We start from the raw sequence: 23,249 nt of genomic DNA, 5'->3' as shown, positions 1-23,249 counted from the left end.
CTCACTTTCTAGTTAAATTGAGTCTTATCTATTAGTTTTCCTTTGATAATCAGGCGATGAGTAGGGTTTACCATCGGATCACAAGTAACAAGTGTAATTTCCTTATCCTTGCCATTAGCATCTAGCACCCACACCTCATCTGGCTTGACACGTAACTTTTCCGTTACTGTGTATTCAAACTGCTCTTTTCCATTATTGACCTTGATGTGATCCCCCACAGCCAGCTCGTCCAACCTGTTGAAATTCCTTCCATATGTACGATTTCGGTGACCCGCTATGGCATAATTCCCGATATCTCCCGCCTTACCTGTATTCGCAATACTAGCAACGGTCTTCCTCATGTTGGCTTGCGTTGCTCCATGAAGGATAGGAAGCTTTAAGTTTATTTTGTCAATCGTCAGAATTCCTTCTGCAGCTTCATGCTCTGGGGACTTGACTGTTGTATTGTCTTCACTGCCTCGGATTGCGGGAAGGGTAGATGTAGGCTTCACGGCTCCCTCCTGTCCTTGCTCTGCAGGTTCTTCTGCGCTATCAATATTAAGAAGGCTCGCCTGCCATTCCTTTAATAGTTGTTCCTGCTGATAATCTTGATACATCTCTGTCAGTTTTGGAGTTACAAATAACACGACTCCGATCACCATAAGCAGGATGGCCGTGATTTTTTTGTTCATTTTCCCTTTCTACCCTCCTTTTCCGTCCTTTCAACACAAAAAAGTCCGACTGCATTAACGATGTTAATTGCGGCCGGACGATCATAAGTCATGAACTCTTAGATTCCTAAGCTTTGCGAGCTAACCTTTCGATTAGGGTGCCAAATTATGTAATTGCCATTAGTGCTAATATACCCAATACAATATGGAGTATAGATAATGTGTTGCAAAGTAGTATATACGAACCATTGGCATAAACCAATATATATCACGTATATATGAATGTCAATTTATGAAAATAAAAAAGTGAAAAATTTTCATAGTATTTAGATATTTTTCATGATTTTTCAAAGATTTAACTTATTTGAATATCAATCCTTTATACCAAAAAAAGAACTAGGGCTAGTTGCCCTAGTTCTATACGATGTATTAGGATTCGGTTTTCTAATCCCTATACCTCTTTCCGCTTCAAATGCAGTAATCCTCCAATGAAGAACAGAATGAAACTGCACGTAATCGTAATCAGAATATTTTCGATCGGCAGCGTGAAGGCACCGAAGTCCATCTCACTATGTGTCAACATGGCTAGTGATGGTTGTGCCCAAGGATAGTAAGGTCCGAACTGAGCAGAGTTGACGATCAGCATATTGGGCAACGTCAGTGCTACATTAATAGCCAGCGGTGCGGCAAAGCTGCTCCATCCGATCGATACCCATAATTGCAAAGCCGCGAGCGGCAGACAAGCGACCCAACCGCTGATGATAGCTGGAAGCGTCAACTCCCAGTTCATTCCTCCGGGAATATTATGAAAGCTTACTGACGCAGCTAGGGAAGCGAGCATGAGCAGTTGGGTAACCGCAAGCAGCAGCACAACAATACTGAACTTTGCCATAAATAAGCCCGTTCTAGATACGGGCAAGCATAGCAGTGATTTCCAGCCTCCGCCGCTATGTTCATATCTGCACACAAACGCAGAAAATATTCCCGTCAAAATCGGAAGCAGCAGCATAGCGTGAAGTGTGAAGACGACGGACTGCAACTGAACGTAGTGTATAAGTGCTGGCGTATCATCGAGCGATGCCATCAAACCGATGATGAGCGAGATAAGCGGGCTTACAAGAACCAAAATCCAGATGGGGGATCGGCTCAGCTTTAGTCTTTCTGAAGCCATTAATCCCATAAATGATTTGATATTCATCTCAGTTCACATCCTTCCGGTTGAAGTGAATAGAGCCGAGCAACAGAACGACGAAGCCGCAGAGGAAACCTACCCCTACGAACACTTCCCCCTGAGAAGCTTTGAATGCAGCAAGCGGCCAACTCACGGGCAGCCATTCTGAGATCGGAAAGATGGATAGCACGGCCAGGACTACGCCAATCGTGATGGGAAGTGACTGATTCCGATATGTCATACACATCCATAGCACAAATGCTAGAATGGGCCAGGAAGCGATAAAGGGATAGAAGGCCAACTTTGCCACATCGACGATCGGAATATCCGTCCCGAATCTTAGCATCAAGCCTAATGCGATTGACCCCAGAGCCAACAAAATGCACGATATAGTCAGTAGGAATATCACAACCACAAATTTGGCGCCAAATACGGAATAACGCGATATCGGCAATGCCAACAGCTGCTTCCATGCGCTCGTGTGGTGCTCGATATTCGCGAGCATTGAGCTTAGAATTGTAATGCCCATGAGGAGCGCGATAGGAACGAACATCGCTATGTTCTCCAGTAAGTATCTCCATACATCATCCGCATATTGCTTCATCAAATAATCGTATCGCAAGCCATAGTTAAGCGCCTGCATGGCAATCAATCCGATCGGAGCCAGAAACACCAGAAACCAGAGGCCTTTGCCCTTAAGCTTCAGGAGATCGGCCCTTATTGCTCTGCCGATCATAAGCTTCGTCCCTCCCCGACAATATGAAGGAACAGCTCCTCAAGTGACTTGCGATTTTCCTCCACTCGATAGACGGAGTGGCCTGCGCTCACAAGACTCCTCACCGCGCTAGCTACTGAATCGTCATCGGTATTACCCATCGTCAAAGTCGAGTCCACATCTTGGAAGGAGGCATCAATACTTTGTGCGCGCAGCAGCCTTAGTGCACGCTGCACCTCCGATACGCGCAGGGTTACGACGCTCTGCGACTGAAGCTGCATGTTCTGAATCGTATCTTGGAACACAAGCTCGCCCTGCCGAATAATGCCGACGATGGAGGCCATCTGTTCAACCTCGCTTAATAAGTGGCTGGAGATGAGCACGGTGATGCCATGCTGCTTCGGCATATTTTTGATGAGTTCCCTAATTTCCAGAATACCGGAAGGGTCAAGTCCATTCGTCGGTTCATCCAGAATGAGCAGCTCCGGACTGCCGAGCAGCGCGCTGGCGATGCCGAGCCGCTGCTTCATGCCAAGGGAATAGCCTTTAACCGCGCGCTTCGCCTCTTTCGTCAGCCCCACGATCTCCAGCACTTCATCAATGCGCTTGCGAGGCGCGTCGATGATGCGTCGTATCGCCTCCAAATTCTCCACCGCGTTCAAGTGTCCATAATAAGAAGGATACTCTACCAGCGAGCCTACCTTTCGCAAAATAGATAGCCGTTCTTTTGCCAGCGACTGTCCGAACACTTCTATACTCCCGCTGGATGGTTTGATCAAGCCTAACAGCATACGGATCGTCGTTGTTTTGCCCGCGCCGTTCGGGCCAAGAAAGCCATATATTTCACCTTTCGCTATTTTCAAGTTCAGATCAGACACCGCATAGCGGCCCTTATACTTTTTACTAAGACCTTTCGTCTCTATAATCCATTTACTCATCTGTATCACCTCGAGAACTAGCATACCTACTCAAGGTTAAATGAACAGCGACGAAAGTTTAAATTTGGTTTAAATTATCGGGGTTCACTATTATTTCTTCAGTTCGTAAATGTAAATTCGAGTTCCTTCATTTGAGCTATCCGTCTCCAAGCCTAACCCCATCTCGACGATCAGATAGTTCACGATTGCCAGCCCGATACCGGCTCCCTTAGCCTCCGAATCGGACTGCATGCCGGTGCCGCGATCAGCGATAACTAGCATGCTCTTGCCTGCACGCTGCTGGGCGCTCAGCCCGATATATTTGCCTTGCGAAGCGTGTCGCACAATATTTTGGAACAGATTATCCAATATACGCTGGAAACTCGACTTGTCCACGTTCCATACCCATGCCTCTTCGGGCAGCAGTACCTCGATCTCCATACGTTCTCGCTCCCAGATCGGATACCAGCTTGCAGCACTCTCTCGTACCAGCCGTAACACATCGAGCGGCTCTGGCGCCAGCTGATAACGGCCGCTCGTCATCAACGTGTGGGTCAGCAAGTTATCGATCAGCTCACTTAATCCCGATACCTTGTCCTGTACGATGTCCAGTGAGTTCCGCCCACGACCGCTCAGATCTTCCCTCTGCAGGCCATACAAATGTCCGCTCATAACGGTCAACGGCGTCCGCAGATCATGCGAAAGATTGGCGATGAGTGATTTCCGCAAGGTCTCCTCTTCGACTTGTCGCCTCCGACTGACGCTCAGCTGTTCTATCATTCCATTAAACGCTGCTTCCAGCGCTCCAATCTCATCCTGTCTCCTGATTTCTACAGGTTTTGGGATCCCATGCTCATCCTGTTGTACCATTGCGGTTTGCAGATGGAGCAAGCGCTTTTGGATGTGCCGGAAGAAGAGAATGGATATGGTTATGAAGAGCACTAACACCATAAAGATCATGGCGATATATACAGGTGTCCCTATCATCGGAGGTCTCTCGACCAGATTCCTCGGTATTTGCAGCACCATAAAGCTTGAGCTGGCATTGTCCTTCCCCATGAAGGCTACAACTGTATACGGGTCACTGTTCACACTCTTTTTCATGAAAGCCACTGCATCACCAGGTGTCCATTGATCAGGTATTCCGGCTTGTGAGGGAAGCTCTGACCCTGTTACCCCTTCGTTGTTCACCCAGAACATCGAAGCCTCAGGATACTGTGCTTTCAGCTCCTGCAAAAGGTGATTGATCTCGAGCGTTGATTTTCCCTCCATCTCTGCTGCAGCGGCATACCACAAGGTCCTTACCTGAGACGCGTCACCGTACTTTAAATCACTTTCCTGATTTCTGTTTACCATATTTTCCAATACGATATAGGACACGCTTACGGCAGGCAGGACAATGGGAAGGAACAATAAAGATCCCAGGACAATAAGCAGGTACTTGTTTCTTAGGGATTGTCTTGCGAACCATTTCGACCTATAGGGTTTACGAATGCCTCTCTTCATGCTTTCTTCACCCTCTAACCCTGTATCCTATGCCTCGTATGGTCTCGATAATTTCAGGAGACGAAGGATCTCTTTCGATCTTCTCGCGAAGATAGCGGATATGTACCATCAATGTCTTATCCCCTTCAAAAAAGGGCTCACCCCACACCGATTCATAGATTTGCTCCTTCGTCATAATCTGGCCGAGATGGCGGATCAGATACATAAAGATATGGAACTGCTTGCCGCTTAATGTGATCTCTCCTTCGTTATCTGTATTCACGATCCGATTCTCTGCTTCATAGACGAGCAAGTGCTTCACTTTCGTTGGAACGTTGGAAAATGTGCTGGAACGCCGAAGCAATACCTCAATTCGAGCCATTAACTCATCGAGATGGAATGGCTTTGTCACATAGTCATCCGCGAATTGAAGTCCCTGAAGCTTATCGTCAATCGCTGTCCGCGCTGACAGCATGAGGATCGGAATCGAAGGCTCCGCCTTCTTCAGACGCTGGCCTACGGTAAATCCGTCCAGACCAGGCAGCATGACATCCAGAATGATCAGGCTGCAGCCCTCAACCTCTTCCGTGGCCCGATCTCCGCTTCGAAGCCATTTCACTTCGTATTGACGTTCGCGAAGATGCTTCTCAACGAAGCTTCCAATCTCTTGATCATCCTCAATGTATAACAGCGTCGTTATCATACGCCAACTCTCCTTTCGCCGCTCGTAGTTGTATGTGAGCATTGTACGATCCTAATCGTTTGATGATATGGGTATTCAATATGTATATTTATTCTACTAAAAAATGAGAGGGTGAGCGATTCCTGTTCATGAGTAGAGTAGAAAACTGAACTTTCATTGGAAGGCACAAGCCCTCTCTTTACTTATGAAACATAATAAACCAGTAAGATCAATGGATTGATCTTACTGGTTGTTAACTTAACTCTTGTTTGTCATACATACTAATAAATTAATTTTAATAATATAAAGTCTCAATCACCTTAAATCTTATACGCCTTCATTGCTTTGCGAAGCTCTTTCCACGATGGACGTTTGCCGTACATCAGTACACCCGTGCGATAGATCTTCGCAGAGAGCCAGCCGAAGATGAAGATCGCTACAAGCAAAAGGACGATCGAGAGCCATACTTCCCAGTAAGCCACTTCACCAAGACCAAGACGTAATATCATCGAGGTTGGCGACGTAAACGGAATGAAGGATGCGACCTTCACCAGCATCGTGTTCGGTGTCGCTAGGCTGAACATACTAATATAGAATGACGCCAGTGATAACAGTGTAATCGGCATGATTGCCTGACCAAGGTCTTCCGTACGGCTGACCATCGAACCTACCGCTGCGAACAGCACCGCGAACAAGAAGTAGCCTAGAATATAGAATACAAGTCCATAGATTAAGAGCATCGGGTCAATTTGCGACATATCAATATGGGCTTCTTTTAAGACCGCGATGTTATGCGGCAAGTTTACGTTCACTGCGACAGCAGCGACGAAAACGGCAATCTGCGTAAGACCGACGAGGAACATCCCCATCACTTTCCCGAACATTTGCGATAACGGCGACACACTTGTAATCAAGATCTCCATGATGCGCGAGCTCTTCTCTGCCGTAACTTCCGCTGCAATCATATTACCGGTCATGTAAGCCGTCATGAAGAACAAGAACAACATCACATACACCAGGATATTCGCGGCAGTCTTCTGTTCCTCCGTCTGATTCGTTCCAGCATTGCCTTCACTTACAGCGACCTGCTCCAGACTCATCGTGATTGGTTCAGACAACTGCTTCTTCTGCGCATCGGTAAGGGAATCCGCCACGATGAAGTCCGTCTTCACCGAACCAAGTGCGGTCTCGAGCGAATTCGTCGTCGAATCTCCAGTTACTCGGATATTGCTAGATTTGTAGATGAATTTTGGAAATTCTCCCGCTTTCCCTTCAGTTGCGACCAAATACCCTGCAATTTTCTTCGCTGCAAGATCCTGCTTCAGCTTCGCTTCGTCCGTTGTCGGATCACCCGAACCATCATAGACTTGAATGGACAATTTTTGAGAGTCTGACTGTTTCTTATAATATTCCTGTAATGCAGGTGCGACCCCTTCCGTGTCATTGACCATGGCGACGACTTCCGCTTTTGCCGGGCCGCCTTCGTCTTTATTGAACAGCGACATCACATAGAAACTATTGATCCCTGCCGTCACGAGTAATATGAGAATGATTGTCGTGACGATGAACGATTTTGTTTTTACTTTATTTTTAAAGGTAAACCCTACGATTGTCTTCATATTACTCATGACGCTCACCCACCGCCTTAATAAAGATTTGGTTCAACGTCGGTTCCACCACTTCGAAGCGATTCACCGTGCGCTGCTGCATCGCCGTTCTAAGAATCTCCTGTGCTGCTTGCTCATCCGAAATGCCAATCTTGTAGCCCGTCTCTAGGCGATCCACCTTCGTAACTCCAGTAATTTGATGGAGTCCTGCAACCTCGCCATCCGTCCCAAGAATGACGCTCTCTCGCGGGAATTGACGCTTGATTTCTTTCAAATTCCCCTGTAATACGGTGTTCGACTTATGCAAAATCGTGATGTTCTGGCATAGCTCTTCAACATGCTCCATGCGGTGCGTCGAGAACAGAATGCTCGCTCCTTCGTCGCGAACCTCTTTGACCGTCTCCTTTAACAGCTCCACATTGACCGGATCAAGACCACTAAACGCTTCATCCATAATGATGATTTGTGGCTTATGAATCACCGCCGCGATAAACTGCATTTTCTGCTGATTTCCTTTGGACAACTCTTCGATCTTCTTATCGTAATATTCTGGTACGTTGAAGCGATCTAGCCAATACTTCAAGCTGCGGTCGGCATCCGCCTTCGACATCCCGCGCAGTTGTGCCAAATAAACGAGCTGCTCACTGACTTTAATCTTCGGGTACAATCCCCGTTCTTCCGGCAAATAACCCATCAAACGGTTCAGTTCCTTGCTGTATCCCTTCCCGTTATAGCGAATGTTGCCCTCATCAGGATAGATTAGACCTAGCACCATCCGCATCGTCGTGGTCTTCCCCGCACCATTGGCACCTAAAAGCCCATAAATTTCGCCTCGGCCCACTTCAAGATTGATCTGATTCACCGCACGTTTATCCCCATAAACTTTAACCACTTGTTCCACTTGCAATGCATTCATCCCATTAACCTCCTCATCCGAATCCTTCTAAAAAATATATTTAAGATTGCTGAATCAAATACGCTAGAATTTCATCCAACTCCACGCCACCGGTACGAAGTACACGAAGCCCAGCTTGCTCTAGCGCCATCTCAGTCATCGAGACATCTAACGTTACAATTTTAACGACATTTTGGCTTTCATTCTCCAGCGCCATCACACCGCCAAGCCGTCTTAACGATACACGATCTACCACCTCTGGCGAAGCTTCTACCCACAAAGCCTTCCAGTCATCGATCAGTTGGTCCTTTTCATATCTACCCAGCAGTTTCCCTTTGTGCATGAATACAACATAATCGGCTAATCGTTTGACTTCATCGATGATATGTGAGGCTAGAATAACAGCACGATCTCCACGATCCATATACGCTCTAATCTCATCTAACATGAACTTCCATGACAAAGGGTCTAATCCGGAAGAAGGCTCATCCAGCAGCAGTAAATCCGGCTCATGAACAAATCCGATAATGAACTCGCACTTCCTGCGGGTTCCCTTAGACATTTTGCCGAACCGCTGCTTCGGATCGATCTCGAACACGTCAACCATTCGTTCATAGAGCGCCTGGTTCCATGTTGGATACCAATATTTCATTTCTGTGACGATCCGCTCGAGTGTATCTCCATTCTGATCGTTCCATGACTTCTCCATCACATAGCCAATTCGTTTCTTTAACTCCCACTGATGTTCTCCTGCAAGCGTATGACCAAGCAGTTCAATCTGTCCTTGATCGGGATGGACAAGCTGCATCACCATATTCATCAAGGTGCTCTTCCCTGAACCATTGGACCCTACGATTGCGGTCACATAGCCGCTCGGAAAGTCCAGATCCATCGGCCCAATCTGGAGCTTCCCTCTCTCCTTCGCAATGCCTTTCATACGAACAACCATATTTTCCATGTGCTCACCCCATATTCAATCATTGCATCTTTTGCCGTTATCCCTTATATTTCGCATCTAATACTTCTTTGAAAATCGCCTTGAGATCTTCCTTTGTACATTGCACCTGCATGCCAACATCCACGGCCGATTCCATCGCCTCAACTACCGCTGTTCTACGATGTCTGTCTCGTTCATCGGATCCAACCTTGGCTACAAAGGTTCCTGTGCCTTGCTTTGTCCGCAGCAGCCCTTCAGATTCAAGATCTTGATAGACGCGACGGACGGTGATCACACTGCATTTCAGATCATTCGCGAACTCTCGGATCGATGGCAGCAGTGTCCCTTCCTCCACTTGACCGCTTAAGATCAATGATCGAAGCTGCACTTCAATCTGGTGGTACAAAGGCTCTGCACTATTCTCATTTATCTGAATGGGGATCCACACCTTCCCACCTCTTCTCTTCCGAATCTCTTGTTATGGCTTATGGCTACATTAGATCTCGTGTCTTCAACTTCCGTCTGACGGCAGTCAAGGATATATACATAGCCAACCAACTTGCGATGACCATGATGATTGGCGATAACACCGGACTTTGCTTCGCGATGTCTACCGTGAACACCATTACGCTAACTTTGGCGAACCAACAGATGAGAGCTGCGGCGACGTTGCAGACCATCATGACGACCGTTACCATGAGATATCTTTTGCCGCTTTGCGTTAGTTCCGTATAAATATATACCGTTGATACCAATACCGCATATCCCAGCCACACCAATGCATAACTTATATATTGTGCCAAGGTCATGCCATCAAATACTCGCTCCGCGAACAGATACTGTACGGTAAAAAATATCGTTCCATTCACGGCTAACGGTATAATCATCTGGATAATCCGGCTGGCTATCATGGCTTCGAACGAAATCGGCATCGTACGCAAATGAGCCAGATTTACGGTATAGGAATCGTCTCGATGATAGTTGATCGATTTCTTGTTGAAGATGAAACCGAGTATGGGTACAAGCGTTAAGAAATAGAAATCAACGAAGAAGTATGCGAGCGACGGTTCCTTATCTATCGCAAGAATGTCACGAGTCAGTGGAATCGCCATCAGCGTAATATAGGCAATCATGATGAACGAGAATAGATTTCTATACCTTAATCCCCCATATTCCATTTTCGTTAAAAACCATGCATCTCGTATGACTTGCACGTATATCATCCTCTCAAGCATTTGGCTAAGTAATCTATGTCTCATCAGTGTTTATACTGTATATATCTTTATACACAGTATATAGTGTGCTTATCGCACTGTCAACACTTTCCACAACACTTTTGATTCATAAATTTTCATTCCATTTTCAATAAGTTATGTAAACGAATTCATTCCTTTCACAGCAAGGGGTTTCTTATTCCCTATGCAAAAAATCTCTATTCAAGATTTATGGTATTCCAAATTTTAAACTTAAATGGGTGTGATGTATCGCCTTGACTGCTGATCATAAAACCAACTAAAATCGATAACTATAACTAAACATTAATTTTAATGCACTAAAGATGTAATGTCTTACTGTATACAGACGAAACGGAGGAACCATCTTGACCACCCTACAAAACGACCTTCCTCATCATGCACACAAGGAAAAGCATCCACCAGGCTTATATATTCTGTTCTTCACCGAGATGTGGGAACGGTTTAGTTACTATGGCATGCGGGCGATGCTCGTCCTCTATTTGACTGCAGCATTCATTAGCGGCGGGCTGGGGTTCTCCGAGAGCTCTGCGATCTCTGTCTATGGATTCTTTACTGGCGCCTGTTATTTCACGCCGCTACTAGGCGGATATTTAACCGACCGGTATCTAGGCCGTCGCAAAGCGATCACGATCGGTGGTATAGCTATTGCACTCGGCAACTTTGCTTTGTTCGCTTCACAGAGTGTTCCCGCCTTGTATAGCGGTCTGGCGCTAATTATTATTGGGAACGGCTTCTTCAAGCCAAATATCTCTACCCTTGTCGGGGATTTGTATCCGAAGAACGACCGACGTATCGACTCGGCCTACACGATTTTCTATATGGGGATTAATGTAGGGTCACTCATCTCTCCACTCATCTGCGGCTATCTTGCCGAGAATTATTTCAAGACGAACATGATGGATACGATCGTATATGGCTACAAATACGGATTCCTTGCATCCAGTATTGGAATGGTTATTGGGCAGATTATTTTCAATACCCTCGCTCCACGTTACCTAGGTGATCTCGGTACGAAGCCTGTAAGCGATATGGCTGCCATCAACAAGGGCGGGAAGAAATCCACTGCCCCATTAACGCCAAAAGAGAAGCAGCGGACTACGGTAATCCTAATCATTACCTGCTTCGTGATTTTCTTCTGGGCCGGATTTGAACAAGCTGGCAGCTTGCTCACCTTGTATACGAATCAATTTATCGATAAGACGATCTTCGGCTGGGAGGTTCCTACCGCTTGGTTCCAGTCGATCAATCCGTTGTTCGTTATCCTGCTTGCTCCCGTTGTATCAATGCTCTGGATGAAGCTCTCTCAGCGCAAACGCGGCGACCTTAACATCCCGACGAAAATGGGCCTTGGCATGATCTTACTTGGTGTAGGTTACACCGTATTAATCCTTGCCGTGCTACGTACAGGCAGCGATAGTGAACATATCGTGCAGAAGGCGAACATTCTATTTATTATTGCAACATATTTCTTCCATACGGTTGGGGAACTCTTCCTATCCCCTGTCGGGCTATCACTCGTGAACAAGATCGCACCGGTCAAGCTCACCTCGCTGCTCATGGGAGTATGGCTTGCGAGTACGGGGATCGCGAACATCGTCGGTGGACAATTCGCATCCAAGATCAATACACTCGGATACTTCAATGTATTCAGCACAATTGGCGGCCTATCCATTGTTCTCGGTATCATCCTCTTATTGCTATCGAAAACATTAACTCGAATGGCCGAATAAAAACCCCACCCAGAAACTTATATTCGCTTATACAAAAAGCCGATGAGCTCTTGCAATGCAAGAATTCATCGGCTTTATTAACTTGGAACACTTATTCTTTTCTAGAAACCAAAAATGGCATCAATCACAGGTTTGGTGTGACCACCTGGATAGAGAACATACAGTAGCACATAGACCGCAACGCCTGTAATCGCTGTGAAGAACCAAGTAACAGCCGTGACGCGCCCCCATTTGCGGTGCTTCCCGAAATTCTTCTTGAATGCCAAGGTGAGTGTCGTTAGACCGAACACCGCAGCCACTGTTGCAAGCGTAATGTGGAAGATCAAGAACACCTGATAATATAATTTCAGATCATCTGGCCCACCCCATGCCGTATTACCAACAAAGACCGTACGCGACATGTAGATGATGAAGAATAACAACGCCGCAATCGCTCCAGCGATCATCGTCTTCTCATGTTCCTTCCGCTTACCCTTAATAATCTGTACCCAACCAATCGCGACGAGTATCGCACTAATCACAATAAAACTTGTACTAATCGTCGGAAAAATCGTAAAAATATCCACGCAAACCCTCCGTTCTACTCCTCATCACCTTATGCTTTATTCCAATTCTCCGAGCCCATGATCGGTAGTTCGTCCATATCATCGTCCCGGCTCTCTCTTCTTACCCAATGATAGAAAATATAAGCCAGTGCTGATCCGTTCACAAGCTCCTGAATGAACTTCATCATGATGCCGCCCACTTGTTGATCTTGCATCGGATCTAAGATATTGAAGAACGTAGGCCCATCGAACAAATCGAGCAGAACCTTCGGATCGCCCGAGAAGCAATATCCCATGGCCTGAGCCCATACATTCGGATCATTATACGTCGCATACATCGGTTCTCCAGCGAAAATAATCAAAGCACAAGCTGGTGTAATTAAGACACTATTCACAAAGATATACGCCATCTTACTAACATCCTGCAGCTTGCCACCTGGAATCGGGCTGAGAATTGGCCACCACATCATCATCGAGGTAATTAATAATACCACATAATAGATCCGATGGACTACAAAATGAAGCATGACATAATCGTGAACAGCGGGAACATGATAGAGCGAGAACAGCGCATTGAACAGCACTGCGGTGAAAATGGGATGCATCAAAAACTTCAATTTATGCAGCGGGCGATAGCGGAATACCGAGCGCCATAGCCACGTTGGAATGCCAAGGATAATTAGCGGCGGCACAATAATATAAGACAATGCCATCGCGAGCATATGGAACGTAAACATCAAATGGCTTAAGAAGCTGATCGGCCCGCCTTGCGCCAAGTAGAATAACACCATACCGGTCACAAAACATATCTTCTGACCTAACCTCGTTGTCCCTTCCTCAGCAAATCGTGTGCGAAGCGGACCAATGACTACAAAATACGCGGATGTAATCACGATCATCAGCATTAAAAACCAAGGACTCCATAAATCCGAGAAGCTAAAATATTCTAAGCCGAGCATGCCTTGATCCCTCCTTAATTGAATCGAACGGACATTGCCGTCCGTGAGGGACGGGCTTTATCCATGAAAAGAGGGGCAGCAATCACTGCCCCCCTCTACTTATTTTACCACCAAACCCAATATACGGCCATGATGATAGCTGTAAAACCAATTAAGGCTCCGCCAAAAAGGAAAATGATTGGCATCAAATGTCCGCGGTCTTTCATGTGCATCCAGTAAGCCAATTGAACAATGACTTGTAGGACAGCCATCACGATAATGATGATGTACGTAAATGTCTTGTTCACTTCTCCTGCCATCACCGCTGCGAAAGCGATTAAGGTCAGAACAATGGAGAAAATAAATGCTACGATATGTTTCCCAGGTCCCTCGTGGCGATGACGGTGCTTCGCCGAGTCAGAAGCGGAATGCTGTGTTGACATTCGTTAGCCCACCTTTCCCATCAAGTAAACAACTGTGAAGATGAATACCCACACGACATCGATAAAGTGCCAGTAGATACCTGCTACATAAATTTTAGGGGCGGTTACGACCGTTAACCCTTTTTTGAATATTTGAGCAATTAGAATTCCGATCCATACAACCCCGAATGCTACGTGAGCACCGTGGAAACCAACTAGCGTATAGAACGAAGAACTGAATGCGCTTGTCGTAAATTTATGCCCTTCATGCACATACTCGAAGAACTCATAAATCTCTAGACCCAAGAACCCTAGTCCAAGAATAACAGTAACGATCAACCAGTTGATCATTGCTTTGACATTGTGACGATGAAGCGCTTGAGTAGCGAATACGCTCGTCAAACTACTCGTTAAGAGTATGAACGTAGCCAGAGCCACTGTCGGTAATTGGAACAACTCTGTTCCCGGTTTACCGTCTGCGATCTGATCGCGAAGGGCAAGGAATGTCGCGAACAAAGTTCCGAACAATACCGATTCCCCGCCGAGGAACAACCAGAATCCAAGGACTTTGTTGCGTCCTTCCAGGGTCGCCTTCTCCGGCTCATGAGGCAATTGGCCGTCTAAATGTTCTGCGTGCGAACTCATGCTTTAACCCCCTTATCTTCAAGCTCCTCCGGTTCAATATGCCAACCATGATCATCAAATACGGAACGTAAGAACATACCACCGAATGTAATAACCAAACCGAGAATTGCAACGATATAATTGTTGAACAACATGCCTACGAAGCTGCTTGCGAACTCATCCTTCGCGAACATGAATCCAAAGCCTGCGATGAACAATCCAACCGACATCATGAATGGAATAATCGATGGTGAAGGCATATGGATCGAACCAACAGGCTCAGCTGCTGGAACTTCCTTATTACCCGCCATTTTTTCTTTCCAGTAAGCGTCCAAACCACGCACGAGCGGCGTTTGTTTGAAGTTATATTCCGGTGCAGGAGAAGGAATCGTCCACTCTAAAGTACGACCATCTACCCAAGGATCGTTTGGTGCATTTTTCGGCTTCGCAGCTGTAACCGCGATGTTGATCAAGAATGCGATCGTACCTACACCCATCAAGAACGCGCCGATGGAGCTGATTAAGTTCATCGTATCAAAACCTTGGTTCGGCAAGTACGTGAACACGCGACGCGGCATCCCCATTAAGCCCAAGAAATGTTGAATGAAGAAAGTCATATGGAACCCGATAAAGAATGTCCAGAACGTCAATTGACCAAGCTTCTCGTTCAATACGCGTCCGAACATTTTCGGCCACCAGTAGAACAAACCTGAGAATAGTCCGAATACAAGACCACCGACGATAACATAATGGAAATGCGCTACGACGAAGTAGGAATCGTGGTACTGGAAGTCAGCTGGCGCAGATGCAAGCATAACCCCTGTTACCCCACCCATGACGAATGTCGGGATAAATCCAATAGCGAACAAACTTGACGTATTGAATGTTAACTGACCACCCCATAGGGTGAACAACCAGTTAAAGATCTTAATCCCTGTTGGTACGGCAATGAGCATCGTCGCAATTGAGAACAATGCGTTCGCTACAGGTCCTAGACCTGCCGTGAACATGTGATGGGCCCATACCATGAATCCTAAGAACCCGATTAGAATCGTCGCGAATACCATGGAGCTGTATCCGAACAACCGTTTTCTTGAGAACGTTGAGATAACTTCTGAAATAATACCGAATGCCGGCAAAATCAAGATATATACTTCAGGATGGCCAAAGATCCAGAAGATATGCTCCCAGAGCACTGCGTTACCGCCGTTAGCGATTTCGAAGAAATTCGCGCCGAATAAGCGGTCAAATGTGAGTAGCACCAAACCTACAGTAATCGCAGGGAATGCGAACAAGATCAATGCCGAAGTAATGAATACCGTCCATGTAAACATCGGCATACGCATGAAAGTCATGCCTGGCGCACGCATGTTAATGATGGTTACGAGGAAGTTAATCCCCCCGAGCAGCGTACCGATACCGGCAATCTGCAACCCGATGGAGTAGAAATCCACCCCGTGGTGGTTACTGTATGTATTACTTGCAAGCGGCATATACGACGTCCAACCTGCATCTGGCGCTCCGCCAACCAACCAGCTCAAGTTCAAGAGCAAGCCGCCGAAGAAGAATGTCCAGAATCCGAGTGAGTTCAGGAACGGGAACGCTACGTCGCGCGCACCGATCTGAAGCGGAATAATCGCATTCATCAAGGCGAAGATGATCGGCATGACCGCAAGGAAGATCATTGTCGTTCCGTGCATCGTGATCAATTCATTAAATTGCTGTGCGGTTACAAAATCCATTTTCGGCTGCATCAACTGAATCCGAATGAGAATCGCTTCAAGACCGCCGATTAGAAAGAACAATCCGCCGGCGATGAGATACAGAATACCGATCTTTTTATGGTCAACGGTTGTGAGCCAATCCATTAACCCGTGATACCTTTTTACCGAATGAGCCAAGGTTATTGCCTCCCTTACTTCCCGTTGTCATATTGTAATTTATAATTCGCAAGATACTTCGAAATGCCGTCCAATTCTTCTGGTGTCAAAGTAACTTTAGGCATTTTGGAGCCTGGTTTAACTTTCTCAGGATCTTTAATCCATGTCTTCAAGTTCTCTTCAACAGGCGCCTCATCATTCAGTAATACACCAGCAACCGCTTGTTTATTACCAATGCCTGTTAAGTTCGGACCAAGTGTGCCGCCTTTATCCCCTACAGCATGGCAAGAAAGACATTTCTTCTCGAATGTTGCTGCGAGCGCAGGATCTTGAGGCAATACAGCTGGAGCCTTCATTTCTTGAACCCATGCATCGAATTTCGCTTCATCTACTGCTTTGACTTTAAAATCCATCAAGGCATGAGACTGACCGCATAACTCCGCGCATTTCCCGCGGTAAACGCCTGCTTTTGGCGCTTCAAAATACATCTTATTCGTATTACCTTCAGGGTTGGTATCGATCTTACCGAACAAAGATGGAACCCAGAACGAGTGAAGCACGTCAACCGTGTTTAATTGAAGAGAAATTTTCTTCGTCGTCGGAATCACAAGTTCTTGACCGGTCTTAATTCCGAGCTGAGGATAGTCAAATTCCCACCAATATTGGTGCGAGGTGACCTTCACCTGAATCGCATTCTTATCCTTCGTGTAATCCTGTGCAAACTCAAACACGTACTTGACGGTAGGCACAACAAGAATCACCAATAGGATGATCGGAATTACGGTCCAAATGATCTCCAATTTGTGACTGCCTTCGACTTGTTTCGGTATTTCCGTCTGCCCTGGGCGTCTACGGAAGCGAATGAGCACGTAGGCTAAGATCAAGAACACGATCACGACTACGACGGTCATCATACCAATTGATAATTTCATTAAATCATATTGCTTCTCTGCAATAGGTCCTTGCGGCTGTAACGTCGACAGATCCGCACGGCCGCAAGCCGAAAGTAAAAGCGCCAAACCTGCCAAAATTGGAAGGAGCCGCTTTACTGCATGCCACCGATTCATCATTGATCAACCCCACTTTTTACATTTTCATAGATTGCGACGTTCCCCAAAATAAGCAATCTACGTGCTTTAACACGGATGCTAATCGCTTGTCAATTAACAGTATCACGTAATTAACTATAATTTCCGGGGGAATTTTTGTCAATGTTTATACACCAGTTCACAAATTGTTCTAAAAGTCTAAAAAGTCGCACCACTGCGCGATTTGTATGCGCTTTCATTATATTTTCATTCCGCTTTCATAACACCTGGACCCCTCCGTTTTGACTCCAAATTCTTCCGTAATCCACCACATCACAACACTTTATCGACACACTTCGCGAAAACCTGAAATCGAATTTTACATTATATAGGTATATGCAAATTTCACAAAAAAAACCGCCTGTACGAATGTTTTCATTCGCGCAGACGGTCTGTATTTGATTAAGACTGTAGTTTTACCAATTCATGTTCAACAATCGTGGTCAGCTCTTCTTCATAGCCTCCCATAATATGGTACTTTCGGATATATTCTTTCACAAACTTACGAGGATCTTTAGGTCGGAAAATACGTGCCATTTCTTTAATGCTTTCCCTTACTTCATTGTGTCCCTTCGTTGCCATGAAAAATTCCCTCCCAAAGCTTTGTAGACCATGCTCCGTTTTAGAGAACGCGGAAAAGATTCACCATTTCCACATATTACGTTTTTTATTGGAAAAACCCTCCTAAAGAATATTATATCATAACCATGCCAAGTTTACAGTGGATTATAAAAATTCCATTTATTGAGGGACGAAAAAAAAGAACCGCTGCCCTCGTCCCATAAGGACGGACAGCGATTCTAAATTTAATATTAATTAATTAATTTCTCTTGTTTTGAATCGAACGATGCTCAAAATTGCGAATAGTGCAATCGAGAGAATGACAATTGTTAGAGCAAACCACATATTCACGCCTAATGAATCCACGGCCCCTTTTGCATAAGGTGCAAGACTTGTATACTTCAGCACGACATATTTGGACCATTCCTTCGTACCTGCCATTAAGCCGAACATGCTGCTGAAGATATTGATGAAGAGTCCGATTCCGATGGATAATCCAAGGCTTGTCGTAAATACGCCGGCTGCAAAGGATACCGTGAGCAAGAAAATCGAGAAAGGTATGCCATACGATATGGAGACAATCTGATCAATAATGGAACCTTCGCCTACACCAAAAAGTACGGCACCAATCGCAAATCCTGCGACGATCATCACGACATAAGTCAATAAGAACATCCCGATCGCTGCAACATATTTGGACATGAGCACGGATGCTCGACTCGCTGGACGGATCAATAGCTGCTTAATCGTACCATCCTTGAATTCATCCGTAACAATCTGCGCCCCGATGACAACCCCGAACAGCATAATGATCATCGGCATCATTTGGGACAGTAAGGACAAGAACATGTAAGCATCCATCTCTTCCGAAGCACCTTTAACGAAGAGCTTAATGACCAGCCCAATTCCGCCCATCAACGCGATGATGAACAGGTTAAAGTACAACCCTTGTCTCTTGCTGTTCATCTTCATCCATTCATTCTGAAATAACTTCATAAACATTAACGTTCTCCCCCTTTGGTCAACGACAAGAACATATCTTCGAGCGATTCTTTCTGCGTCGCCACCTGATAGATCCGTACATGATGCTGCGCAAGTTGTGCGATAACATCAGGAATCTGACCCTTCTCCAAATTAACGACAACAATATTCTGTTCGATATTAATAATGTCGTAAGGCTCAAGGAGCTGCTTCGCAAGCACGCGGTCATCCACTTCAATCGCAACCGGCTGCTTTTGATGCGTTAGATCAACGCCTTTAATCGTACGCTCATCGACATATTGACCATTCTGGATAATGACGACACGGTCACACATCAACTCGATCTCAGATAACAAGTGACTGGAGACCACGACAGCAATGTTCTCTTCGGAAGCCAGCTTACGCAAGTAATCGCGCAATTCATGTATCCCAGCTGGATCAAGTCCGTTCGTCGGTTCATCCAAGATGAGAATCGATGGCTCGTGCAGGAGTGCCTGCGCAATCCCTAGACGCTGCCGCATCCCAAGGGAATAGGTTTTCACTTTCTGATGAATCGCCTTCTCCAGATCGACGAGCTTCACAATTTCTTGAATCCGCTCTTTGCTTACCGGCGTTGCGCTCATACGGGCAAAATGGATCAAATTTTTATACCCTGTCATATATTTGTACAGCTCAGGATTCTCTACAATTGCGCCAACATAGGACACGGCCTTCGATCGTTCTTTACGTACACTATGACCCTCAATGTAGATTTCACCCTTCGTCATCGAGATGAGTCCGAGCATCATGCGGATCGTTGTTGTTTTACCGGAACCGTTCGGACCCAGAAATCCGTAAACTTCGCCGCGCTCAACGGAAAAGGATAAATCGTTAATGATTGTCTTCCCGCCAATTACTTTGCTTACATGTTCGAGCTGAACCACAATATTATCATTAGACATGTTCGTCGACCTCGCTTTAATCAATTTACCTTGCATGAATAATTTTCTTACCACAATAGATGTTTTCTCATATTCCAAGTATAAAGCTTCTATTCGATCTGAAACACTGATTTACCTTTCAGAAAAGGATGGTAACCTTACATTTCTGTAATGATTGATTATTTTTCATTTGATCGCCCATCGTGTATATTAAAATTATTGGATATCGCTACCATGAGCTGCATTATTTAAAGGAGATTATACGTTGTTATGCTGAAAAAGAATACATTGTCCATGGGACTTGAAATGTGGCTGCTCGCCACCATTCTATTCCTTGTTGAGTTCGTTCGCGGTGCGGCACTCATCAGTTTCATTCCGATTTACGGTAAAAATATTCTCTTCATCCCTGTTGCAATGATCGGCGTCGCTGTGACTGCCCATTATTTGACGGATACGGTACTCAAATCTGTCATCGGCTATTTGCTCGATCGATTCTCGATCCGCTTCATTGTTCATACCGGCTTGCTAATTACATGTGCTGGGATGTTTCTATTCCAATATGCCCATACGGCATGGGTTTTCGTTCTAGCTTCAGCACTTTACGGTATCGGCATCTCTCCCATCTGGATTGTCTGTCTTACCAAAGTGACGGAAGAGAACCGCGCCACGCAAATGGGTTTTCTCTATACGATCTGGCTTGTCGGTATGGGTCTGGGGCCTGTTGTCTGCAATCTTGTTATCGAACATTATCCCATCCTTACCTATTGGATTCTCGTCGCGCTCTCCATCTTGGCATGGGTTCTATCCCTGTTCATGACGAATAAGAAAGTCAATCAAGTCAGAGCCATCCCGTTCCGCGAGCAGCTCATGATTCTGAAGGATCGACTACGGGCTATGAAGCCGCTCTTGCCAGGGATGATTCTGCAGACGACCGGGGCAAGTATGATCGTGCCGATCCTGCCGAGCTTCGCAGAAGAATCGCTGCATCTCACAAATACGGAATATACGCTGCTCTTGCTCTTCGGTGGAGCTTGTACCGTTATCGGATTGATTCCGATGGGACGATTGTCCGATCGGTTCGGCAAGAAATGGTTCCTCGTGCTGGGGTTCTTGATCTTCGCCTTTGCCCTCTTTTCCATCTCTCAAGGTCCTAGCCTTGGCATGGCTTACGTATGGGCCATTGTACTCGGCATTTCTTACGCTGCCGTGCTTCCTGCATGGAATGCGCTGCTGGCACAATATGTACCACCGGCGCAGCAAGGACTCGGTTGGGGGATTTTCTCGACGGTCGAAGGTATTGGCGTCATGATTGGTCCGGTGCTTGGTGGTTATCTCGCTTCCGTTATGAGTACTCAGCAGGTCGTTCTCATTAGTTCCATTCTTTTCGGGCTCATTGCCCTGTTCTATGTATTCTTCCCTTTTCGATTACTTGCACACCAACCTACAAGGAGGAAGTAACCGATGTCTGAGCAAGCGCCGCACTATAGCGATACAGTGAACTGGATCGGCACAACACTGTCCATCGCGGTTGTTGTTATCATCCTCATCATTTTTTTTATTATTATTAAAGCGACGACAGACGACTCAGACAAACATTCAGAAATAAAGAAGTATGTGGAAGCCCTATTCGGTGGCAGCCCACAAGCTTCTGACAAGCAGAAGGTAGAGGAAGAAGCTCGGTCACGCGAAGCTGAACGGGTGGCCAAGGAGCTCGGACCGTTCGAGGATACATGCCCCGCTTGCCATACCTTGGTGACGGATCGGCATATCGATTGTCCTTCCTGCGGGCTTCGATTGATGTAAGGTGCTTGATGCATAGCTCTGCAATTAGCTGGGGAAGTTAAGGGTAATGGAAGTTCAGTAAGATTACCTTTGATTGAAAGGGGCTAGACTGCATGGGCAAGGAGAAAGACATGAATCCCGTCTCGCACGAACGGGTTGAAGTTGACGGCATCTATACGAATGAATTAGGACAAGAAGAGCATCTCCATCGCGGACAGACCTTCCCGGCTAATCTCGTTCTCGGAACAACCGAATGGGAACTCAAAGAGTATATGTTCGGTAACCACCACGAAGGTAAGACGGACCCGCGGTTGGTACCCAAAAAAGATGAAATCGAAAACCAAAAGAAACAAGTTCACCCAAGACTACATCAAGATCAATCGGATAAGTAAATACACGAATAGCAGCAGCGCCTCCCCTCTTCGGACGGGAGGCCTTTTAGCGTTCACAAGTGTTTAGGATTGCGCGTATCCAGGTCTGTTCCTATAATGATCTCAAGACATGACAACTGGGGAGCGATTTTTCTTGTATTTCTTCATCATCAATGAACAAGCCGGCAACGGTGCAGGCGGACGCGTATGGGGCCAGATCGAGCCTGTCCTACAGGCACGAGGCGTCCCCTATCGCTACGCCATCACCTCTAGCGCGGCACAGGCGCAGCAGAGTGTGCGCAATGCGATTGACGAGCATCCGCCCACGCTCGTGGCGGTGCTCGGAGGCGACGGCACGATCCATAGTATCGTGCCGCTGCTCTCCGCGAGCGGCATTCCGCTCGCGGTCATCCCTGCGGGATCGGGGAACGATACCGCGCGGGGGTTCGGCATCCCGCGCAAGCCTCTGGCTGCGCTGGATGTGGCTCTGTCAGGGCGTATGCGCAGCATCGACCTGATCGGCACGGCCGGCGGCGAGCGCACGCTGACGGCGCTCGCGGTCGGCTTCGACGCGGAAGTCGCGAACGCGGTGAACGCGAGCGGCTACAAAGCTTGGTGCAACCGGCTAGGCATCGGGCGGCTTGCTTATATTATCGGCGTGCTGCAGACGTTGTTCCGATATCAGCCTGCACGGCTTGAACTGATATTGGACGACGGCACAGCACAGACATTCGACCAAGCCTGGCTGGTCGCGGTTACGAATACGACCTCCTACGGCGGCGGATTGCGGATCTGTCCGGAAGCTCGTACGGACGACGGCGTGTTAGATGTATGCGTCGTGCATCGCTGCACGAAATGGCAGCTATTGCGACTATTCCCTACGATTCTCTTCGGCAGACATACGAAGCTCCCGTTCGTCACAATGCTCCGTGCCTCGAAGATTGAGATTCAATCCGAGCTGCAGCGCATCGGCTTTGGCGACGGTGAACAGGTCGCGGTAACGCCGCTTACCGCAGAGATCCAGCCAGGTGCGCTTCAATTGATTACGGCGCACAGTTAACATGCTTCGTACGCACTCATATCTATTTAATT

At 46.6% G+C, this 23,249-nt stretch carries 25 protein-coding genes and 1 riboswitch; of the genes, 5 read left to right on the top strand and 20 right to left on the bottom strand.

The genetic code is table 11. The features are described 5' to 3' along the window. Positions 1–8: 8 nt before the first annotated feature. The 11 genes from ACFQZR_RS08175 to ACFQZR_RS08125 all read right to left on the bottom strand — a co-directional run bounded on the left by ACFQZR_RS08175 (position 9) and on the right by ACFQZR_RS08125 (position 10,273). Complete coding sequence (locus ACFQZR_RS08175; protein WP_379344667.1) at positions 9–671, bottom strand: class D sortase; 663 nt, start codon at positions 669–671, stop codon at positions 9–11. 65 nt (positions 672–736) lie between these two features. Then, positions 737–823, bottom strand: a riboswitch (cyclic di-GMP riboswitch). Between the two features lie 278 nt (positions 824–1,101). After that, entirely contained in the window at positions 1,102–1,842 is a 741-nt protein-coding gene (locus ACFQZR_RS08170) for an ABC transporter permease (protein ID WP_379344944.1), read from the bottom strand. 7 nt (positions 1,843–1,849) lie between these two features. Further along, the gene (locus ACFQZR_RS08165) at positions 1,850–2,557 is read right to left on the bottom strand and encodes an ABC transporter permease (protein ID WP_379344665.1); all 708 of its coding nucleotides are present in this window, start codon (positions 2,555–2,557) and stop codon (positions 1,850–1,852) included. After that, complete coding sequence (locus ACFQZR_RS08160) at positions 2,554–3,474, bottom strand: ABC transporter ATP-binding protein (protein ID WP_379344663.1); 921 nt, start codon at positions 3,472–3,474, stop codon at positions 2,554–2,556. The genes ACFQZR_RS08165 and ACFQZR_RS08160 overlap by 4 nt, the downstream gene beginning before the upstream one ends. A gap of 90 nt (positions 3,475–3,564) precedes the next feature. Next, a complete protein-coding gene (locus ACFQZR_RS08155) occupies positions 3,565–4,959 on the bottom strand; it encodes a HAMP domain-containing sensor histidine kinase (protein ID WP_379344661.1) in 1,395 nt (464 codons plus the stop codon). A 7-nt stretch (positions 4,960–4,966) separates the two neighbouring features. Next, the gene (locus tag ACFQZR_RS08150) at positions 4,967–5,641 is read right to left on the bottom strand and encodes a response regulator transcription factor (RefSeq protein WP_379344659.1); all 675 of its coding nucleotides are present in this window, start codon (positions 5,639–5,641) and stop codon (positions 4,967–4,969) included. Positions 5,642–5,940: 299 nt separating this feature from the next. After that, positions 5,941–7,248, bottom strand: coding sequence for an ABC transporter permease (locus tag ACFQZR_RS08145; protein ID WP_379344657.1), 1,308 nt, complete (start codon positions 7,246–7,248; stop codon positions 5,941–5,943). Then, positions 7,241–8,143 (bottom strand): ABC transporter ATP-binding protein, encoded by a 903-nt coding sequence (locus ACFQZR_RS08140; RefSeq protein WP_379344655.1) that lies wholly within the window; start codon positions 8,141–8,143, stop codon positions 7,241–7,243. The genes ACFQZR_RS08145 and ACFQZR_RS08140 overlap by 8 nt, the downstream gene beginning before the upstream one ends. 40 nt (positions 8,144–8,183) lie before the next feature. Beyond that, entirely contained in the window at positions 8,184–9,080 is an 897-nt protein-coding gene (locus tag ACFQZR_RS08135) for an ATP-binding cassette domain-containing protein (RefSeq protein ID WP_379344653.1), read from the bottom strand. Positions 9,081–9,117: 37 nt separating this feature from the next. Continuing rightward, positions 9,118–9,507 (bottom strand): GntR family transcriptional regulator, encoded by a 390-nt coding sequence (locus ACFQZR_RS08130; protein ID WP_018754807.1) that lies wholly within the window; start codon positions 9,505–9,507, stop codon positions 9,118–9,120. Between the two features lie 43 nt (positions 9,508–9,550). Then, on the bottom strand, positions 9,551–10,273 hold the full coding sequence (locus tag ACFQZR_RS08125) for a hypothetical protein (RefSeq protein ID WP_379344651.1): 723 nt from the start codon (positions 10,271–10,273) through the stop codon (positions 9,551–9,553). 386 nt (positions 10,274–10,659) lie between these two features. Between ACFQZR_RS08125 and ACFQZR_RS08120 the strand changes: the two genes are divergently transcribed. Beyond that, complete coding sequence (locus ACFQZR_RS08120; protein WP_379344649.1) at positions 10,660–12,045, top strand: peptide MFS transporter; 1,386 nt, start codon at positions 10,660–10,662, stop codon at positions 12,043–12,045. Positions 12,046–12,146: 101 nt separating this feature from the next. Here the strand turns inward: ACFQZR_RS08120 and ACFQZR_RS08115 are convergent, their stop codons facing one another. The 9 genes from ACFQZR_RS08115 to ACFQZR_RS08075 all read right to left on the bottom strand — a co-directional run bounded on the left by ACFQZR_RS08115 (position 12,147) and on the right by ACFQZR_RS08075 (position 20,025). Then, positions 12,147–12,611: a DUF420 domain-containing protein gene (locus tag ACFQZR_RS08115; protein WP_018754804.1), complete on the bottom strand. Its 465-nt coding sequence runs from the start codon at positions 12,609–12,611 to the stop codon at positions 12,147–12,149. A 29-nt stretch (positions 12,612–12,640) separates the two neighbouring features. Further along, complete coding sequence (ctaG, locus tag ACFQZR_RS08110) at positions 12,641–13,549, bottom strand: cytochrome c oxidase assembly factor CtaG (RefSeq protein WP_379344646.1); 909 nt, start codon at positions 13,547–13,549, stop codon at positions 12,641–12,643. 104 nt (positions 13,550–13,653) lie between these two features. Beyond that, on the bottom strand, positions 13,654–13,971 hold the full coding sequence (locus tag ACFQZR_RS08105; RefSeq protein WP_379344644.1) for a cytochrome C oxidase subunit IV family protein: 318 nt from the start codon (positions 13,969–13,971) through the stop codon (positions 13,654–13,656). A 3-nt stretch (positions 13,972–13,974) separates the two neighbouring features. Further along, on the bottom strand, positions 13,975–14,595 hold the full coding sequence (locus tag ACFQZR_RS08100) for a cytochrome (ubi)quinol oxidase subunit III (RefSeq protein WP_018754801.1): 621 nt from the start codon (positions 14,593–14,595) through the stop codon (positions 13,975–13,977). Beyond that, entirely contained in the window at positions 14,592–16,442 is a 1,851-nt protein-coding gene (gene ctaD, locus ACFQZR_RS08095) for a cytochrome c oxidase subunit I (protein ID WP_379344942.1), read from the bottom strand. The genes ACFQZR_RS08100 and ctaD overlap by 4 nt, the downstream gene beginning before the upstream one ends. 47 nt (positions 16,443–16,489) lie before the next feature. Continuing rightward, positions 16,490–17,524, bottom strand: a complete 1,035-nt coding sequence (gene coxB, locus ACFQZR_RS08090; protein ID WP_379344641.1) for a cytochrome c oxidase subunit II — start codon at positions 17,522–17,524, stop codon at positions 16,490–16,492. A gap of 420 nt (positions 17,525–17,944) precedes the next feature. Continuing rightward, positions 17,945–18,124 (bottom strand): hypothetical protein, encoded by a 180-nt coding sequence (locus ACFQZR_RS08085; RefSeq protein ID WP_018754798.1) that lies wholly within the window; start codon positions 18,122–18,124, stop codon positions 17,945–17,947. A gap of 234 nt (positions 18,125–18,358) precedes the next feature. Further along, positions 18,359–19,105, bottom strand: a complete 747-nt coding sequence (locus ACFQZR_RS08080) for an ABC transporter permease (protein WP_379344639.1) — start codon at positions 19,103–19,105, stop codon at positions 18,359–18,361. Further along, a complete protein-coding gene (locus ACFQZR_RS08075) occupies positions 19,105–20,025 on the bottom strand; it encodes an ABC transporter ATP-binding protein (protein WP_379344636.1) in 921 nt (306 codons plus the stop codon). Before ACFQZR_RS08075 ends, ACFQZR_RS08080 begins: the two co-directional genes overlap by 1 nt. 249 nt (positions 20,026–20,274) lie before the next feature. Here ACFQZR_RS08075 and ACFQZR_RS08070 point away from each other — a divergent pair, with 249 nt between their 5' ends. The 4 genes from ACFQZR_RS08070 (at position 20,275) to ACFQZR_RS08055 (ending at position 23,217) form a co-directional block, all read left to right on the top strand. Beyond that, positions 20,275–21,462 carry an MFS transporter gene (locus ACFQZR_RS08070; RefSeq protein WP_379344634.1) on the top strand — a complete coding sequence of 396 codons (1,188 nt, stop codon included), beginning with the start codon at positions 20,275–20,277 and terminating at the stop codon, positions 21,460–21,462. A 3-nt stretch (positions 21,463–21,465) separates the two neighbouring features. Beyond that, complete coding sequence (locus ACFQZR_RS08065; protein WP_379344632.1) at positions 21,466–21,807, top strand: hypothetical protein; 342 nt, start codon at positions 21,466–21,468, stop codon at positions 21,805–21,807. 92 nt (positions 21,808–21,899) lie between these two features. Beyond that, positions 21,900–22,178: a transposase gene (locus tag ACFQZR_RS08060; RefSeq protein ID WP_379344630.1), complete on the top strand. Its 279-nt coding sequence runs from the start codon at positions 21,900–21,902 to the stop codon at positions 22,176–22,178. A gap of 109 nt (positions 22,179–22,287) precedes the next feature. Further along, positions 22,288–23,217: a diacylglycerol/lipid kinase family protein gene (locus ACFQZR_RS08055; RefSeq protein ID WP_379344628.1), complete on the top strand. Its 930-nt coding sequence runs from the start codon at positions 22,288–22,290 to the stop codon at positions 23,215–23,217. The last annotated feature ends 32 nt before the right edge of the window (positions 23,218–23,249 follow it).

This window comes from Paenibacillus sp. GCM10027629, from assembly GCF_042676425.1.
GTDB lineage: Bacteria > Bacillota > Bacilli > Paenibacillales > Paenibacillaceae > Paenibacillus_K > Paenibacillus_K terrigena.
Note: the sequence above shows the minus strand (reverse complement) of the source record. Positions and strands in the feature narration are given on the sequence as shown.